Origin of the sequence: Rhizobium sp. NZLR8 (assembly GCF_019685025.1) — a bacterium.
In the GTDB taxonomy this organism is placed as follows: Bacteria; Pseudomonadota; Alphaproteobacteria; order Rhizobiales; family Rhizobiaceae; genus Rhizobium.
The window spans coordinates 258,232-273,773 of the sequence record NZ_JABDVY010000005.1 but is presented as its reverse complement, the minus strand read 5'-3'; the positions used below and the strand labels follow the sequence as shown (position 1 = coordinate 273,773).

General features: G+C 62.2%; 20 protein-coding genes. 13 read left to right on the top strand and 7 right to left on the bottom strand.

Annotated features, from left to right (window positions below; translation table 11 throughout):
• Positions 1 to 147: 147 nt before the first annotated feature.
• The 5 genes from ccmA (at position 148) to HJB89_RS14300 (ending at position 3,281) form a co-directional block, all read left to right on the top strand.
• Positions 148 to 795: a heme ABC exporter ATP-binding protein CcmA gene (ccmA, locus tag HJB89_RS14320; RefSeq protein ID WP_221150099.1), complete on the top strand. Its 648-nt coding sequence runs from the start codon at positions 148 to 150 to the stop codon at positions 793 to 795.
• A 241-nt stretch (positions 796 to 1,036) separates the two neighbouring features.
• Positions 1,037 to 1,696, top strand: coding sequence for a heme exporter protein CcmB (gene ccmB, locus HJB89_RS14315; RefSeq protein ID WP_207582150.1), 660 nt, complete (start codon positions 1,037 to 1,039; stop codon positions 1,694 to 1,696).
• Between the two features lie 47 nt (positions 1,697 to 1,743).
• A complete protein-coding gene (locus HJB89_RS14310; protein ID WP_207582151.1) occupies positions 1,744 to 2,505 on the top strand; it encodes a heme ABC transporter permease in 762 nt (253 codons plus the stop codon).
• 3 nt (positions 2,506 to 2,508) lie between these two features.
• Positions 2,509 to 2,676 (top strand): heme exporter protein CcmD, encoded by a 168-nt coding sequence (gene ccmD / locus HJB89_RS14305; protein ID WP_207582152.1) that lies wholly within the window; start codon positions 2,509 to 2,511, stop codon positions 2,674 to 2,676.
• Positions 2,673 to 3,281 (top strand): DsbE family thiol:disulfide interchange protein, encoded by a 609-nt coding sequence (locus tag HJB89_RS14300; protein WP_207582153.1) that lies wholly within the window; start codon positions 2,673 to 2,675, stop codon positions 3,279 to 3,281. The genes ccmD and HJB89_RS14300 overlap by 4 nt, the downstream gene beginning before the upstream one ends.
• A gap of 4 nt (positions 3,282 to 3,285) precedes the next feature.
• Here HJB89_RS14300 and HJB89_RS14295 read toward each other — a convergent pair whose 3' ends face one another.
• The 7 genes from HJB89_RS14295 to HJB89_RS14265 form a co-directional block, all read right to left on the bottom strand.
• Entirely contained in the window at positions 3,286 to 3,876 is a 591-nt protein-coding gene (locus tag HJB89_RS14295) for a DUF2585 domain-containing protein (protein ID WP_221115456.1), read from the bottom strand.
• A complete protein-coding gene (locus tag HJB89_RS14290; RefSeq protein WP_007632438.1) occupies positions 3,873 to 4,517 on the bottom strand; it encodes a septation protein A in 645 nt (214 codons plus the stop codon). The genes HJB89_RS14295 and HJB89_RS14290 overlap by 4 nt, the downstream gene beginning before the upstream one ends.
• Positions 4,518 to 4,595: 78 nt before the next feature.
• A complete protein-coding gene (gene ftsY, locus HJB89_RS14285) occupies positions 4,596 to 6,215 on the bottom strand; it encodes a signal recognition particle-docking protein FtsY (protein WP_221115455.1) in 1,620 nt (539 codons plus the stop codon).
• 17 nt (positions 6,216 to 6,232) lie between these two features.
• Positions 6,233 to 7,507 carry a tRNA (N(6)-L-threonylcarbamoyladenosine(37)-C(2))-methylthiotransferase MtaB gene (mtaB, locus tag HJB89_RS14280; protein ID WP_221115454.1) on the bottom strand — a complete coding sequence of 425 codons (1,275 nt, stop codon included), beginning with the start codon at positions 7,505 to 7,507 and terminating at the stop codon, positions 6,233 to 6,235.
• Positions 7,504 to 8,409: a diaminopimelate epimerase gene (gene dapF, locus HJB89_RS14275; protein ID WP_207582157.1), complete on the bottom strand. Its 906-nt coding sequence runs from the start codon at positions 8,407 to 8,409 to the stop codon at positions 7,504 to 7,506. The genes mtaB and dapF overlap by 4 nt, the downstream gene beginning before the upstream one ends.
• 112 nt (positions 8,410 to 8,521) lie before the next feature.
• Positions 8,522 to 8,746 carry a hypothetical protein gene (locus tag HJB89_RS14270; protein ID WP_207584398.1) on the bottom strand — a complete coding sequence of 75 codons (225 nt, stop codon included), beginning with the start codon at positions 8,744 to 8,746 and terminating at the stop codon, positions 8,522 to 8,524.
• Between the two features lie 57 nt (positions 8,747 to 8,803).
• Positions 8,804 to 9,025 (bottom strand): hypothetical protein, encoded by a 222-nt coding sequence (locus tag HJB89_RS14265; RefSeq protein ID WP_221131655.1) that lies wholly within the window; start codon positions 9,023 to 9,025, stop codon positions 8,804 to 8,806.
• Positions 9,026 to 9,248: 223 nt separating this feature from the next.
• On the opposite strand from HJB89_RS14265, the gene ffh reads away from it, so the two are divergent.
• The 8 genes from ffh to HJB89_RS14225 all read left to right on the top strand — a co-directional run bounded on the left by ffh (position 9,249) and on the right by HJB89_RS14225 (position 15,520).
• Positions 9,249 to 10,835 (top strand): signal recognition particle protein, encoded by a 1,587-nt coding sequence (gene ffh / locus HJB89_RS14260; RefSeq protein WP_207582158.1) that lies wholly within the window; start codon positions 9,249 to 9,251, stop codon positions 10,833 to 10,835.
• A 16-nt stretch (positions 10,836 to 10,851) separates the two neighbouring features.
• Positions 10,852 to 11,172 (top strand): chorismate mutase, encoded by a 321-nt coding sequence (locus HJB89_RS14255; RefSeq protein WP_003543666.1) that lies wholly within the window; start codon positions 10,852 to 10,854, stop codon positions 11,170 to 11,172.
• Positions 11,173 to 11,217: 45 nt separating this feature from the next.
• Positions 11,218 to 11,589, top strand: coding sequence for a 30S ribosomal protein S16 (rpsP, locus tag HJB89_RS14250; RefSeq protein WP_221115450.1), 372 nt, complete (start codon positions 11,218 to 11,220; stop codon positions 11,587 to 11,589).
• Between the two features lie 114 nt (positions 11,590 to 11,703).
• Complete coding sequence (rimM, locus tag HJB89_RS14245; RefSeq protein ID WP_007632422.1) at positions 11,704 to 12,273, top strand: ribosome maturation factor RimM; 570 nt, start codon at positions 11,704 to 11,706, stop codon at positions 12,271 to 12,273.
• 4 nt (positions 12,274 to 12,277) lie between these two features.
• On the top strand, positions 12,278 to 12,979 hold the full coding sequence (gene trmD, locus HJB89_RS14240; RefSeq protein ID WP_207582160.1) for a tRNA (guanosine(37)-N1)-methyltransferase TrmD: 702 nt from the start codon (positions 12,278 to 12,280) through the stop codon (positions 12,977 to 12,979).
• Positions 12,980 to 13,192: 213 nt separating this feature from the next.
• Positions 13,193 to 13,732, top strand: a complete 540-nt coding sequence (gene rplS / locus HJB89_RS14235; protein WP_221150098.1) for a 50S ribosomal protein L19 — start codon at positions 13,193 to 13,195, stop codon at positions 13,730 to 13,732.
• Positions 13,733 to 13,893: 161 nt separating this feature from the next.
• Positions 13,894 to 14,691: a basic amino acid ABC transporter substrate-binding protein gene (locus tag HJB89_RS14230; protein WP_207582162.1), complete on the top strand. Its 798-nt coding sequence runs from the start codon at positions 13,894 to 13,896 to the stop codon at positions 14,689 to 14,691.
• A gap of 16 nt (positions 14,692 to 14,707) precedes the next feature.
• Complete coding sequence (locus HJB89_RS14225; protein ID WP_207582163.1) at positions 14,708 to 15,520, top strand: amino acid ABC transporter permease; 813 nt, start codon at positions 14,708 to 14,710, stop codon at positions 15,518 to 15,520.
• Positions 15,521 to 15,542 lie beyond the last annotated feature (22 nt).

Sequence of the window (15,542 nt, the reverse complement as noted above, 5' to 3'; positions counted from 1 at the left end):
TTCGGCGCAAGGATGAAATTCACGCCGACCGCTGGCGTGGTTGCGGCTCTTATAGATAATTTCCTAAAAACTTGCCATACCCGAGCGCGGTCAAAATCGGAGATTTTTTGACCCCGCCGCGACCCGAAACGAAGAAAGAGCCGACGCATGCATCTCACCGCCGAAAATCTGGCTGCCAGGCGCGGTGAGGATCTCATTTTCGTTAACATTTCCTTTCACTTGGCAGCCGGCGAGGCGCTTGTGCTGAGGGGAAGAAATGGATCGGGAAAGTCCACTTTGCTGCGGGTTGTCGCCGGCCTCCTGAGTCCGGAAAAAGGCGCCGTCATCTTCCATGACGGAGAGGGCGGAGACGACCGCCGTTCTTCCGAGGTCAGCCACTACCTTGGCCATCGAAATGCGATGAAGAATGAACTTACAGTTGCAGAAAACCTCGATTTCTGGCGCAGCTTTTTTGGCGGTATAGGAGGCTCTGCCGGTCTCTCCGTCGAGGACGCCGCTGACGCCGTCGGCCTTTCGGGGATCACCCACCTTCCCTTCGGTTACCTCTCCGCCGGCCAGCAGCGTCGATTCGCCTTCGCCAAGCTGCTCGTCGCCCATCGCCCCTTATGGATCCTCGATGAACCGACAGCCGCACTGGATGCCCGCGCCGACCAGCTGCTGGCCGAATTGATCGAAGCGCATCTGGCCAAAGGCGGCATCGTGCTGGCGGCGACGCATCAGCCGCTGGGGCTGAAGAATGCGCACGAGTTGAAGATGACCGGCTTTGCCGGTGTGGATCAGGGAGTGTGGGGATGATGGTTCGAGGCGTTGCACCCCCCCTCTGCCCTGCCGGGCATCTCCCCCACAAGGGGGGAGATCGGCCAGGGGCGGCCTCTTGCCCCAGTCAAACGCTGCAGATGGACGCGGCCGCTTGGCGCGCGATTAAGATTTCTCGAAGCCCATGCATCGTGCCGATCTCCCCCCTTGTGGGGGAGATGCCCGGCAGTGCAGAGGGGGGTGCCGCCCCGACCACAACTCATGCAAAGAGCCGCCCCGCATGACCGCCCTCTTCCTTCGCGACCTCAAACTCTCCATCCGCGCCGGCGGCGGCGCGCTGATTGGCGTGCTGTTCTTCCTGACCATTGTCGCCGTCATCCCCTTCGGGGTCGGTCCGGACCTCAAGCTGCTTTCGCGCATTGGCCCCGCCATCGTCTGGATCGGCGCGCTGCTCGCCGCCCTTCTTGGCCTAGACCGCCTGTTCCAGGCCGAGCGCGATGACGGATCGCTCGACCTGATGCTGATGCAGGAAACACCGCTCGTCCTGACCGTCCTGGTCAAATGCTTCGCCCACTGGACCGCCACCAGCCTGCCGCTGGTCATCGCCTCGCCGCTGCTCGGCCTCTTCATGAACATGGACGAGAGGGCGATCGGCGCGACCGCGCTGACGCTGCTTGTCGGCTCGCCCGCCATCACCTTCATCGGCGCTGTCGGCGCCGCCGTCGCCGTGGCATTGCCCCGCGGCGGTCTGCTGGTCTCGATCCTCGTGTTGCCGCTGACCATCCCGGTGCTGATCTTCGGTGTCAGCGCCACCTATGCCGCCGTCGAGGATCCCGCCCCGTTCCTGCCGCCCTTTCTCATCCTCATCGCGCTGACGCTGTTCTTCGCGGTCATCGGCCCGGCTGCCGCGGCCCTTGCGCTGCGAAACACGGCGGATTGATTGGCATCCGATTGCGGGAAAAGTCGGATCACGGTAAGGAAGCGAACATGAGCCAAACCAGCCTTGCCATCAGCAAATTCAGCGACCTCGCCAACCCGACCCGGTTCTTGGCGCTGGCGGCGCGCGTCATTCCCTGGCTGGCCGGCATTACCGCCCTCTGTTTCGCGATCGGCCTCTATCTCAGCTTCTCCACAGAAGGTGATTACCAGCAGGGCGAAACCGTGCGCATCATGTACATCCATGTGCCCGCGGCCTGGCTTGCGATGATGTGCTACACGGTCATGAGCATCTCGGCGATCGGCACGCTGGTCTGGCGCCATCCGCTCGCCGACGTTGCCGCCAAGGCCGCAGCGCCGCTCGGCGCCGCCTTTACCCTGCTTGCGCTTGTCACCGGCTCGCTCTGGGGCAAGCCGATGTGGGGCACCTGGTGGGTTTGGGATGCGCGATTGACCTCGGTTTTCGTTCTCTTCCTGATGTATCTCGGCCTGATTGCGCTCAGCCGCGCCATTGACGATCCGTCGAGAGCCGCACGTGTCAGCGCCGTGCTCATCCTCGTCGGCTTCGTCAACATCCCGATCATCAAGTTCTCGGTCGAGTGGTGGAATACGCTGCATCAATCGGCAAGCGTGATGCGCCTCGATGGCCCGGCGATCGATCCGGAATTCCTGCGTCCGCTCTTCGTCATGGCGATCGCCTTTACCCTGCTTTTTTTCACGCTGCATATCATGGCGATGCGCAACGAGATCTGGCGCCGCCGCATTGCCGCCCAGCGCCGTCTTGCCGCCCGCCTTGCGAGCCGGGAGGAATAGCCGGTGACGCATGCCTTCTACGTCTACGCTTCCTATGGCTTTGCGGCGCTCCTGACGGTCGTCGTAACGCTATGGACCTGGGCCGACGGTCTAGCCCGCCGCCGTGAACTCGCAGCGCTCGAAGCCGCGGGCATTCGCCGCCGCTCGGCGCGCGCAAAGGACGGCGAATGAGCGAGACGCCTGAAACCACCACCGCCAAACCGCGCGGACTTGGCCGCTACGCGCTGGCGCTTCTGCCGCTGATCGTCTTCGGCGGCATTGCCGCAACGGCAGCAAAGATGCTCTACGACCAGGATTTCCACGGCAAGAACATCGCCGAAATCCCCTCCGCCCTGATCGGCACCAAGGCGCCGGCGCTGAACCTGCCGCCGCTCGCTGGCGCCAACCTGCCGGCGCTGACCGATGCCGCCGTCAACGGCAAGCTGACCCTCGTCAACGTCTTCGCCTCGTGGTGCATCCCCTGCCGGGACGAACATCCTGTTTTGAAAGAGCTGGCGAAAGACCGACGGCTGAACATCGTCGCCATCAACTACAAGGATAAGAGCGACAACGCCGTGCGTTTCCTCGGTGAGCTTGGCAACCCCTATCAGGCGATCGGCATCGATCCGAACGGCAAGGCAGCGATCGACTGGGGTGTCTACGGCATTCCGGAAAGTTACCTCGTCGGCCCCGACGGCACGATCCTCTATAAACGCGTCGGCCCCTTCGACGATATCAGCCTGAAGGAAGGGCTGTTTCCAGCGATGGAAAAGGCATTGGGGAAGCCGGTTTCGTAAGAGCTTACGCGCCGCCGCCCTGCCAGACCTTGATCGCCTCCACCGGCCAGATCAGCATCACCACGTTGAGGGTCAGGTTGTCGCGGATCATGTAGCCGGTGAAAATCTCGAAGAAGATGGCGATCGCAACCGTGAGCGCCACTGGCGCACGCGCTGCGAAGAAGAAACCGACGCACATGAAGACGGTATCCATCGCCGAATTCAGGATGCTGTCGCCGTAATAGTCGAGCGCGATCGTCGCCGTACGGTAGCGGTCGATGATCAGAGGCGAATTCTCCAGCAGTTCCCAGCCGGATTCGATGAACAGCGCCAGCAGCAGCCTCGCTGCCAGCGGTTTGCGGCGCAGGATCAGATGCCCGAGCCCGTAGAACAGGAAGCCGTGGATGATATGCGACGGCGTGTACCAATCCGACAGGTGCTGCGAATTGCCGCTGGTATTGACCCCGCCCTCCCACAACTTGACGTAGCCGCAGGCGCAGATCGGCACGCGGCCCATCATATATTCGGCGACGATCTGTGCGACCAGCACAGCAAGGCAGGCGACAAACCAGAAGGTCTGGTGTCTGGCCCGATATTCGACGTCTGCCGCGCTCACTTCTCGCCGTCCGTTTCCAGGTTGATGCTATGTTTGAGCACCAGCGGCATCTGCGCCAGCGTGAAGATGATGGTGATCGGCATCGTGCCCCAGACCTTGAAGGCGACCCAGGTACCGTCGGAGAAATTGCGCCAGACGACCTCGTTCAGCACGGCGAGAAACAGGAAGAAGATGCCCCAGCGAATGGTGAGCTTGCGCCAGCCCTCCGGATCGAGCTGAAAGGCGGCATTGAAGACGTAGCCGAGCAGCGACCTGCCGAAGGCAAGCCCACCAAGCAGCGCCACCCCGAAGAGCGCGTTGACGATGGTCGGCTTCATCTTGATGAATGTCTCGTTCTGCAGGTAGATGCCGAGCGCCCCGAAGATCAGCACCACGATGCCGGAGACGAACGGCATGATCGGCAGATGGCCGAGCACAATCTTCGAAACGATCAGCGAAATCGCCGTCGCCGCCATGAAAAGCCCGGTTGCGACGAACAGCGGACCACCCAGCTCCGAAAGAGCAGGAAACCGTTCCACCAGCCACTGGCCGCGCAGATTGGCGAAGAAGAAGATCAGCAGCGGCCCGAGTTCCAGTGCCAGTTTCAGCAACGGGTGATGCCGGTCGGCCGCGGTCGGGGTAATATCGCTTTCGGTGCTCATGCGTCCTTCAAACCTGCTATTCCTGAAAACCTGATTGCCGGCCGTGCCTTGCACGCTTTCGGCGGCATATCTGTGGCATCATTGGGGAAGTCCGGCAATGGCATGAGCGAAATCCTCAGCCTCGAACGGTTCCAGATCCTCGACGCCCTCGCCGATCCCGATGAAATAGACCGGCAGCTTATGCTTGGCGGAAATGGCAACGAGAATGCCGCCGCGCGCCGTGCCGTCGAGCTTGGTCATGATCAGCCCATTGACGCCGGCGACGTTGCGGAAGATCTCGACCTGGCTGAGCGCATTCTGCCCGGTGGTGGCGTCGAGCGTCTGCAGCACGGTGTGCGGAGCATCGGGATCGAGCTTGCCAAGCACGCGGACGATCTTCTCGAGCTCGGCCATCAGCTCGGCCTTGTTCTGCAGCCGGCCGGCGGTATCGACGATCAGCACGTCGCATTTTTTTGCTTTCGCCAGTTCGAAGGCGTCATAGGCAAGGCCGGCGGCATCGGCGCCGAGTTTGGTGCCGATGAATTCGGATTTCGTCCGGTCGGCCCAGATTTTCAGCTGCTCGATTGCCGCGGCGCGAAAGGTGTCGCCGGCAGCCAGCATCACCTTCAGCCCGGCGCCGGAGAGCTTCGCCGCGAGTTTGCCGATCGTCGTCGTCTTGCCGGTGCCGTTGACGCCGACGACGAGGATGACATGCGGCTTGTGCGACAGGTCGAGTTGCAGCGGCTTGGCGACCGGCTTCAGAACCTTGGCGATTTCGGACGCCATGATCCGGCTGACGTCCTCGCCGGTGACATCCTTGCCATAACGCTCGGAAGCCAGGGTATCGGTGACCCGCATGGCGGTCTCGACGCCAAGATCGGCCTGGATCAGCAGGTCTTCCAGATCCTGCAGCGTCTCGTCATCAAGCTTGCGCTTGGTAAAGAGCGCGGTGATCTGGCCGGTCAGCTGCGAGGAGGTGCGTGCAAGGCCGTTGCGCAGGCGCTGGAACCAGCTGAGTTTCGGCTGCGGGAGAATGGGTTCCGGCGCGACGATTGCCGGCCCGGTGGCAAAGCCTTTGGGAAGACTGGGAGATTCCGGCTTCGGCTGTTCGGCGATCGTCTCGGAAGGCTCGGTGGATGTGATACCCCCCTCTGCCCTGCCGGACATCTCACCCACAAGGGGGGAGATCGGCTGAACGGAAATGTCTTCTTCTACATTGATCTCAGCAGAAATTTCCTCTGAGAGCGCTTCTGCGACTTCCGCTGTCCCTTCGACCGAAGCCGGCGCGTCAGCCTCCGAACGATCTCCCCCCTTGTGGGGGAGATGTCCCGAAGGGACAGAGGGGGGTGCTTCCGCAGCGTTGCCGTTGGTCGGCTGGGTTTCCGTCTCCGCTTCTGCGGTGGCCTCGGCCTCCAGCAGCGAAAGCGGCACCACACCCATGTCGCTCAACTGGTCAGCAGGGGGCAGGATAGCGGGTTCGGCATCATCCTCGCCGGCAGGCTCCTCCGCCCCGCCCTGTCCGACATCGGCAGCCGGGCCGCCAGCCGTATCCATTTCCTCGGCGAGAACCGGATCATCGGCAAGCGGCAGATGCTCTTCGCGCGAATGCGGCTCAAGTTCTGCTTGCAGCGCCTTTACGTCGGCAGTCTCTACCGTATCTGTCTCCGCCGGCTTGTCCTTGCCGAAGGTGAAGACCTTTTTGATAAAACTGAGCGCCATGGGGATTCCGTGAGAAGTCAGGCCGCCTCTGCGGCCGTCAATTGCATGTCGAGATGCTTGCCATTGTGGCCGGTGATCGTGGCCGGCACAAGTTCGCCGGGACGAAGGCCGGGTGCCGCGGCAAGCGTGAAGTTTTCCGTATGCGCCAGGCCGCTGTTTTCGACAAGCAGCCATTGCCGGCTGCCGATCATGCCGTCGAGATGGGCTTGATGGAGCCTATGTCCAGTGGCACGCAGCCTGGCGGCGCGCTCCTTGACCTGCGACCGGTCGAGCTGCGGCATGCGGGCTGCCGGCGTGCCGGGACGGGGGCTGTAGGGGAAGACGTGCAGATGCGCGATGTCGGCCTCTTCGGCCAGCCGCACGGCATTTTCGAACATCTCTTCGGTTTCGGTGGGAAAGCCGGCGATCATGTCGGCGCCGAAGCTCATATTGGGGCGAAGGCGGCGCGCCTCCTCGATGAAACGCAGCGCATCGGCGCGCAAATGCCGGCGCTTCATCCGCTTCAGGATCATGTCGTCGCCATGCTGCAGCGACAGATGCAGGTGCGGCATGAAGCGGGACTCGTCGGCGATGAGATCCATCAGGTGGGCATCGGCCTCGATGCTGTCGATCGAGGAAAGCCGCAGGCGGCGAATATCCGGAAGCTGTTTCAGCAGCGTCTTCGCCAGAAATCCGAGCGTCGGCGCCCCCGGCAGATCGCCGCCATAACTTGTGGCGTCGACGCCGGTCAGCACGATCTCGCGATACCCGCTGTCGACGAGCTTGCGGGCCTGGTCGACGACCGCTCCCATCGGCACGGAGCGGGAATTGCCGCGGCCATAGGGGATGATGCAGAAGGTGCAGCGGTGGTCGCAGCCATTCTGCACCTGGATAAAGGCGCGCACATGGCCGTCGATATGCCTGACCATCTGCGGCGCCGTCGCCTTGACGCTCATGATATCGTTGACACGGAGTTTCTCTTCGGCCGAAACGCCGAAGTCCGGCAGGCTGCGATAGGAGCCGCTCGAAAGCTTCTCCTCGTTGCCGAGCACGGCATCGACCTCTGCCATCGCGGCGAAGGTCTCTTTCTCAGTCTGTGCGGCGCAGCCGGTGACGATGATGCGGGCATGCGGATTGTCGCGTCGCACCCGGCGGATCGCCTGGCGGGCCTGGCGCACAGCCTCACCGGTGACCGCACAGGTATTGACCAGGACGGCGTTGTTGAGCCCGGCCTTCTCAGCCTGCGCCTTCATCACTTCCGATTCATATGTGTTGAGGCGGCAGCCGAAGGTAATGACCTCGATGCCGCTCACTGTGCCTCCGCCTCTGGGGTACCATCGCGTGACCAGAGACCGGTCGAAGGATCGACCCTGCCCGACCATTCCCATTCGGCTGGGCCGGTCATGATGACATGGTCGTCGCGCTCGCGCCATTCGATCGAAAGCGTGGCCGGCGGCTTGGCGCTTGCGACGTTGACCGTCACCTTGCGGCCGGTGCGGCCGGTGCGTGCGGCGCTGACAGCGGCGGAACAGGCCGCCGAGCCGCAGGCGAGCGTCAGCCCGGCGCCGCGCTCCCAGGTGCGCGTCGTGATCGATGTCGGCGAGGTCACCTGCGCCAGCGTGATATTGGCGCGCTCGGGAAACATCGGATGGTTTTCCAGCAGCGGTCCGAAGCGGGCGAGATCGTGGGACATCACGTCCCGATCCACCCAGAAGATCGCATGCGGATTGCCCATCGACATCACCGAGGGCGAATGCAGCACCGGATTGTCGATCGGTCCGATCTGTAGTTCGATGCGGCTGGTATCGTGGAATTCTTCGGCGAGCGGGATCCTGTTCCAATCGAACACCGGCCGGCCCATATCTACCGAGACCGTCCCGTCCTCGTGCTCGACGGCGTTGAGGATGCCGGCGACCGTCTGGAAGGTGAAGGCCTTCCGGCCGGTCTCGGCGGCCAGCGCCTGCACGACGCAGCGCGTGCCGTTGCCGCAAGCCTGCGCCTTCGAACCGTCGGAATTCAAGATATCGATGAAGGCGTCGGTGCCCTCGGCCTTCGGATCATGGATCGCCATGATCTGGTCGAACTCGGTCTGCGGATCGACATTGAGCGCAACCGCCGCCGCAGGCGTCACCTTGTCCGGCCGGCCGCGCATGTCGACAACCAGGATCTTGTTGCCAAGCCCGTTCATCCTCGCGAATTCGACCGTTGCGCTCATGATATCATCCGTCCGTCTTTCCGGTGTATATGGCGGAAATGCGAAAGAATTACCAGTGGGATGAGTGCCGGGCAGACGCTGTGGCCCGCCGACCCTTCAAGCCGGTTCGGCTTTACCGCTCGGCGCCGTCTGGATCGAAGGACGCGGCATGCGCCTCGACAATAGCTGCGGTGATGACCTTTCTCAGCTCGTAGACCAGCGAGCGGGACCGCTTGCGATCCAGATCCTGTGCCGCCTTTGCAAGGTTCAGGCCTTCGTTCAAAACAATATGATGGGCCCGCGCCAGCGCCCAGCTCTCAATATCAGGATTTAACATTCGATATCTCCGCCGATTCATCGGCATCAAGGATATTCACGAATCATTTTACAGGACGCACTTAAGTAGAAAGTAGAATCACAAGCGGAATAATTTGCAACTGGCCGCTACAGCGAATTCGAACGACTGAGCGGAATTTTGAGCGGTAAAATCTGAAAACCGGCAGAATTCGCCGGCAGAATCGCAAGTCCAATACATCGGTTCAATCGACGATCGACTGCGTTGTTTCTTCAGGACGGCACCGTCGCGCACGCCGACATCACGCGACTTCTGAAAAATCGCGACGAGCCGTTGCCCCATCTGCCTTGACTTTCCCGCGCGTTTCCTGTTTATCCCGCCCAATCCGCGACGAGCCGCATGACTCCGAGCCGCCGACCGGGACCTGAGATCCCGGAGGTCAACACCCGACAGCGCGATGCGCCCTCGGGTGCTTTTTGGCTTTGCGTCTTGTTTTCGTCAAGGAAAAGCACGACGTTTCCGGGCATATCCGACCCCCCGCCCGAAACGTATCAAGGAAGAGCCGATGTTTGAAAACCTCCAGGACCGTCTTGGATCCATTCTGAATGGACTGACAGGCCGTGGCGCGCTTTCGGAAGCCGATGTTTCCGCAGCGCTGCGCGAGGTTCGCCGTGCTTTGCTGGAGGCGGACGTCGCTCTCGACGTCGTGCGCTCCTTTACCGACCGCGTGCGTGAAAAGGCCGTCGGCGCCGAGATCCTGAAGTCGATCAAGCCCGGCCAGATGGTCGTCAAGATCGTCCATGACGAACTGATCGAGATGCTGGGCGGCGAAGGTGTCGGCATCGACCTGCATGCGGCGGCCCCCGTCGTCGTCATGATGGTCGGCCTGCAGGGCTCCGGCAAGACGACGACGACGGCCAAGATCGCCCACCGCCTGTCGACGCGCGATAAGAAGAAAGTGCTGATGGCGTCGCTCGACACGCGCCGTCCGGCAGCCCAGGAGCAACTTCGCCAGCTCGGCGCCCAGGCCAATATCGACACGCTGCCTGTCATATCAGGCCAGTCGCCGACCGATATCGCCGCCCGCGCCGTCCAGGCGGCCAAGCTCGGCGGCCATGACGTCGTCATCCTCGATACCGCCGGCCGCACCCATATCGACGAGCCCTTGATGGCCGAGATGGCCGACATCAAGAAGCGCTCGAACCCGCATGAAATCCTGCTGGTCGCCGACAGCCTCACCGGTCAGGACGCCGTCAACCTCGCCCGCAGTTTCGACGAGCGCGTCGGCATCACCGGCCTGGTGCTGACCCGCATGGACGGCGACGGTCGCGGCGGTGCTGCCCTTTCGATGCGCGCCGTCACCGGCAAGCCGATCAAGCTGATCGGCGTCGGCGAGAAGATGAGCGAGCTCGAGGAGTTCCATCCCCGCCGCATCGCTGACCGCATCCTCGGCATGGGCGACATCGTTTCGCTCGTCGAGCGCGCGGCCGAGAATATCGACGCCGAGAAGGCGGCCGCCATGGCCGCCAAGATGGCCAAGGGCAAATTCGACCTTGACGACCTCGCCGACCAGCTGCGCCAGATGCAGAAGATGGGCGGTATGGGCGGCATTATGGGGATGATGCCCGGCATGTCGGGCATGAAGGACAAGATGGCCGCAGCCGGCCTCGACGACCGGCTTTTCGGCCGTCAGATCGCCATCATCCAGTCGATGACCAAGGCCGAGCGCACCAATCCCGACCTGCTCAAGCATTCGCGCAAGAAGCGCATCGCCGCCGGCTCCGGCACCGATGCCGCCGCCATCAACAAACTTCTGAAGATGCACCGCCAGATGGCGGACATGATGAAGATGATGGGCGGCAAGGGCAAAGGCGGCATGATGAAGCAGATGATGGGCGGCCTTGCCGGCAAGATGGGGCTTGGCGGTGGCATGGGCGGTATGGGTGGCGGTATGCCCGATCTCTCGAATATCGATCCCCGGCAGCTCGAAGCCTTGCAGAAGCAGGCAGAAGCGGCGGGACTTGGAAAGCCGGGTGGGGGTATGCCCGGTCTCGGCGGTCTGCCGGGTGGTTTGTCGGGCCTCGGCGGCGCCAAGCTGCCGGGCCTTGGCGGTGGTTTCCCGGGATTGCCCGGATTGCCGAAGAAGAAGTGAAAGGATCGCTTGCCCCATGATTGATCCAAACGTCAAAGCCCAGCTCGCGAGCTATCGTCAGTCGATCGACAACATCGATGCCGCTCTCGTGCACATGCTGGCCGAACGCTTCCGCTGCACCAAAGAGGTCGGCGTGCTGAAGGCCAAATACAATCTGCCGCCGGCCGACCCGGCGCGCGAGGAATACCAGATCGAACGCCTTCGCCAGCTGGCGAAGGCTGCCAATCTGGACCCGGATTTCGCCGAGAAGTTCCTGAACTTCGTCATCAAGGAAGTCATCCGGCATCATGAGCAGATCGCTGCGGATCACGCTGAGCAGAGCGCCGCAGCCCGATAACCCCGCCTAATCAGGCGATCAAGAAAAGCCTAAGGAGTAAAGAACATGGCACTGAAAATTCGTCTCGCCCGCGGTGGCTCCAAGAAGCGCCCGTACTACCACGTCGTTCTCGCCGATGCGCGCAGCCCGCGTGACGGCCGCTTCCTCGAAAGCCTCGGTTCCTGGAACCCGATGCTTGCCAAGGACGATGAGAAGCGCGTTCAGCTGAACGCCGAGCGTATCAAGCATTGGATCGAACAAGGCGCCCAGCCGACCGATCGCGTTCTGCGCTTCCTCGATGAAGCCGGCGTTGCCAAGCGCGAAATCAAGAACAACCCGGTCAAGGCAAAGCCTGGCAAGCGCGCCCAGGAACGCGCCGCCGAAAAGGCTCAGAAGGTTGCTGACGCCGCCGCTGCTGCCGCCGACGCCGCGGAATAATCGGGACAGTCCCTTATCGAACGGGCGGCATGGCGACATGCCGCCCGTTTTCGTTTCCAATCGTCCGCACTTCGTTTATGAGAAACTGACTTTCGGCTTCACATGAAGGAACCCATGACAAAGCTTGAAAACCCCGTTCTGATGGCAACGATCGGTGGCGCGCAAGGCCTCCGGGGAGAGGTGCGTGCCAAGGCCTACACAGCCGATCCGAGCTCACTTGGCGACTACGGCCACCTGCACAGCATGGACGGCCGCAGCTTCGAAGTGCTGGAAATCCGCGAGACGAAGAATATCGTCGTCGTCCGTTTCCGCGGCGTCAACGACCGCAATGCCGCCGAGGCGCTGAACGGGCTTGAGCTCTATATCGAGCGCGACAACCTGCCGGACGAAGAGCTGGAGGACGACGAGTTCTACTATGCCGATCTCGAAGGTCTCGAAGCACGCGACGACAAGGGCGTCAGCTATGGCACGGTCACCGGCGTCTTCGATTTCGGCGGCGGCGACCTGCTGGAACTCAAGGGCCCGGGCAAACGCCCGGTGCTAATCCCCTTCTCCGAAGCCTCGGTGCTGGAGATCGATCTCGAGGCCGGCACGCTGCTGATCGATCCACTGGCGGCAGGGCTGGTCGACGATTCCGAAGAGCTTTCGAAATTCACCGCGGACAAGCCGAAAAAGAAGAAGTAACGCCATGGCCTTCCGGGCGAGCGTGCTGACACTCTATCCGGAAATGTTTCCGGGGCATCTGGGCTTCTCGCTCGCCGGCAAGGCGATGGAGCGAGGGCAATGGTCGCTGGATGCAGTGCAAATCCGCGACTTCGCCACCGACAGGCACCGCACCGTCGACGACACTCCGGCTGGCGGCGGCGCCGGCATGGTGCTGAAACCCGATGTTCTCGCCCGTGCGATCGACAGCACCGCGGAAAATGATACCCGCCCGCGCCTGCTGATGAGCCCGCGCGGCCGGCCGCTGACGCAGGAGCGCGTACGCGAGCTTGCGGCCGGCAACGGCGTCATCATCGTCTGCGGCCGCTTTGAGGGCGTCGACCAGCGAGTGATCGAGGCGCGCGGACTGGAAGAGGTCTCGATCGGCGACTACGTGCTATCAGGCGGCGAGCCGGCGGCGCTGATCGTGCTCGACGCGATCATCCGCATCCTGCCCGGTGTCATGGGCAACGATCTTTCCGGCCTGCACGAAAGCTTCGAAGGCGGCCTGCTGGAACATCCCCACTATACCCGGCCGCAGGCTTGGGAAGGCCGGGAAATCCCCGCCATTCTCACCTCGGGCAACCACGGCGCCATCGAAAAATGGCGGCATCAGGAGGCGGTGCGGCTGACGCGGGAGCGACGGCCGGACCTGCTCGAAAAAGCTGAGAGTGACAAAAACGGCTGATTTCGCGGCCTTTTTCACAAAAATGTCGTGCGAGGGATGACAAGCCCTGGGCTTTGGTGTATTGGCGCACGCGGAAATGGGGTTTATCCCCGTCTGCCAGCAAACAAAGAATGGCGAACCCGCTCCCGCCCGAAAGGGCAAAGTCCCGAGGCCAGTTCCAAAGGATCAGTGTCGAGCGCTCTGGCTGTTTCAGAAGAACCAAAGGTTAAGACGATGAACATCATTCAGCAGCTTGAGGCCGAACAGGTCGCCAAGATCGAAGCCAAGCGCACGCTTCCAGAATTTTCCCCGGGCGACACCCTCCGCGTCAACGTGAAGGTCACGGAAGGCACCCGTACCCGCGTTCAGGCCTATGAAGGCGTCTGCATCGCCCGCTCCGGCGGCGGCCTGCAGGAAAACTTCACGGTCCGCAAGATCTCCTACGGCGAAGGCGTCGAGCGCGTATTCCCGGTTTACTCGCCGATGATCGAAAGCGTCGACGTCGTTCGCCGTGGTAAGGTCCGTCGCGCCAAGCTTTATTACCTGCGCGACCGTCGCGGCAAGTCTGCCCGTATTGTTGAAGACACCGGCGTCCGCGCCCGTAAGCTCAACGACGCCGAGCGCGCCGCCATTGCCGAGGAAAAGGCACGCATCGAAGCTGAAAAGGTTGCCGCAGCCCAGGCGCTCGCTGCCGAGAAGGCAGCAGAAGCAGCGGAAGCCAAGGCCGCTGCTGAAGCAGCAGCCGCTGCCGCCGCGGAACCGGCAGCAGAATAACATCTGCGTGACGCAGTCTTTGCTTGAAGCAAAATTCTTTGCTTGAAAAGGCGGCCTTCGGGTCGCCTTTTCTATTTTTTGCTTCGGCGTGCAGCAGGCGGCCTTGCCTCGGACCTATCTTCCATGACAGTTTTTGCCGTTCAATTTTAGGGAACCGATCAATGTTGTTTCGCCGCACCGTTCTTGCGAGCTTCGCCGCCCTTAGTCTTCTGCCGCTCGCCGCAATGGCCGCTGCGCTGCCCGATCTAGGCGGCAAGAGCGTCGTCGTCGTTACCGAGAACGCCTATCCGCCGCTGCAATTCGTGGATCCGAAATCCGGCAAGCCGATCGGCTGGGAATATGATGCGATGAACGAGATCGCCAAGCGCCTGAATTTCAAGGTCGAGTATCAGAACACCAGCTGGGACGCGATGATCCAGGCGGTTTCCGACGGCCAGTACAATATCGGCATGACCGGCATTACCATCAAGGAAGACCGGAAGCAGAAGGTCGATTTCTCCGACCCCTATATGCGCTCGCAGCAGTTCATGCTGGTGCGCGGCGACGAGAAGCGTTTCACCGAGGCCAAGTCCTTCGGCGCATTCAAGGACGGCCTGGTCGGCGCGCAACCCGGCACGACGCCTTTCTATACCGCTGTCTATGAAGTGCTCGACGGCAACGAACAGAACCCGCGCATCAAGCTGTTCGAAACCTTCGGCGCCACCGTCCAGGCCCTGAAGGCCGGCGACGTCGACGTCGTGTTGACAGACGGCACTGCCGGCAAGGGTTATGTCGATGCCTCGGGCGGCGCCCTGAAACTGATCGGCGAGCCGCTCGGCACCGAGGATTTCGGCTTCATTTTCCCGAAGGGCTCCGATCTCGTCGCCCCGGTCAATGCCGCCATCGCCGCTCTCAAGGCCGACGGCACGCTGGATGCGCTGAACAAGAAGTGGTTCCTCGACTACAAGATGGGCGAATGACGCCGAGCAATTGCTGATGGCTTTGCGACCATCTCCCGACAGGCACGTCAAGGACGACTATCCCTGGTGGCTGATCGCGCTTGTCGTGATCGGCATCGCCCTTGCTGCCGTCATCGTCGCCAACGATATCTACGCTCAGGTTTTCCGCACCGTCGTCAACGGTGTCGGCATCACCGTCTTCGTCACGCTGGTCGCCTTCGTGCTCGCCACCGTGCTCGGCCTTGGCATCTGCCTGCTCGGCATGGCCGACAGCCAGGTGTTGCGCCAGATCGCGCGATTCTACATTGAGATCATCCGCGGCATCCCGATCCTCGTGCTACTGTTCTACGTCGCCTTCGTCGGTGCACCGGCTCTGGTTGCTTCCTATAACGTCCTGATTTCGCCGCTGGTGACATCAGGCATGGCCGAGCCCATCCTGGTGCGCGATCTCTCGTTGATGTGGCGAGCGATCATCGCGCTGACGATCGGTTACTCTTCCTTCATTGCCGAGATCTTCCGGGCCGGTTTCCAGTCGGTCGATCTCGGCCAGATCGAGGCTGCCAAGGCACTCGGCCTTTCCCGCTACCGGCGCTTCCGTTCCGTCGTCTTCCCGCAGGCGATCCGGGTGATCTTCCCGCCGCTCTCCAACGATTTCGTCTCGATGGTGAAGGACAGCTCGCTCGTCTCCGTGCTCGGCGTCGCCGACATCACTCAGATGGGCAAGGTCTATGCCGCCGGCTCCTTCCGCTTCTTCGAAACCTATTCGATCGTCACCTATATCTACCTGATCCTGACGATCGGCCTGTCGCTGGCGCTGCGGCGGACGGAGAAGTGGATGAAGTCGCGGTGAACGATCGATAGCCGTGACACGG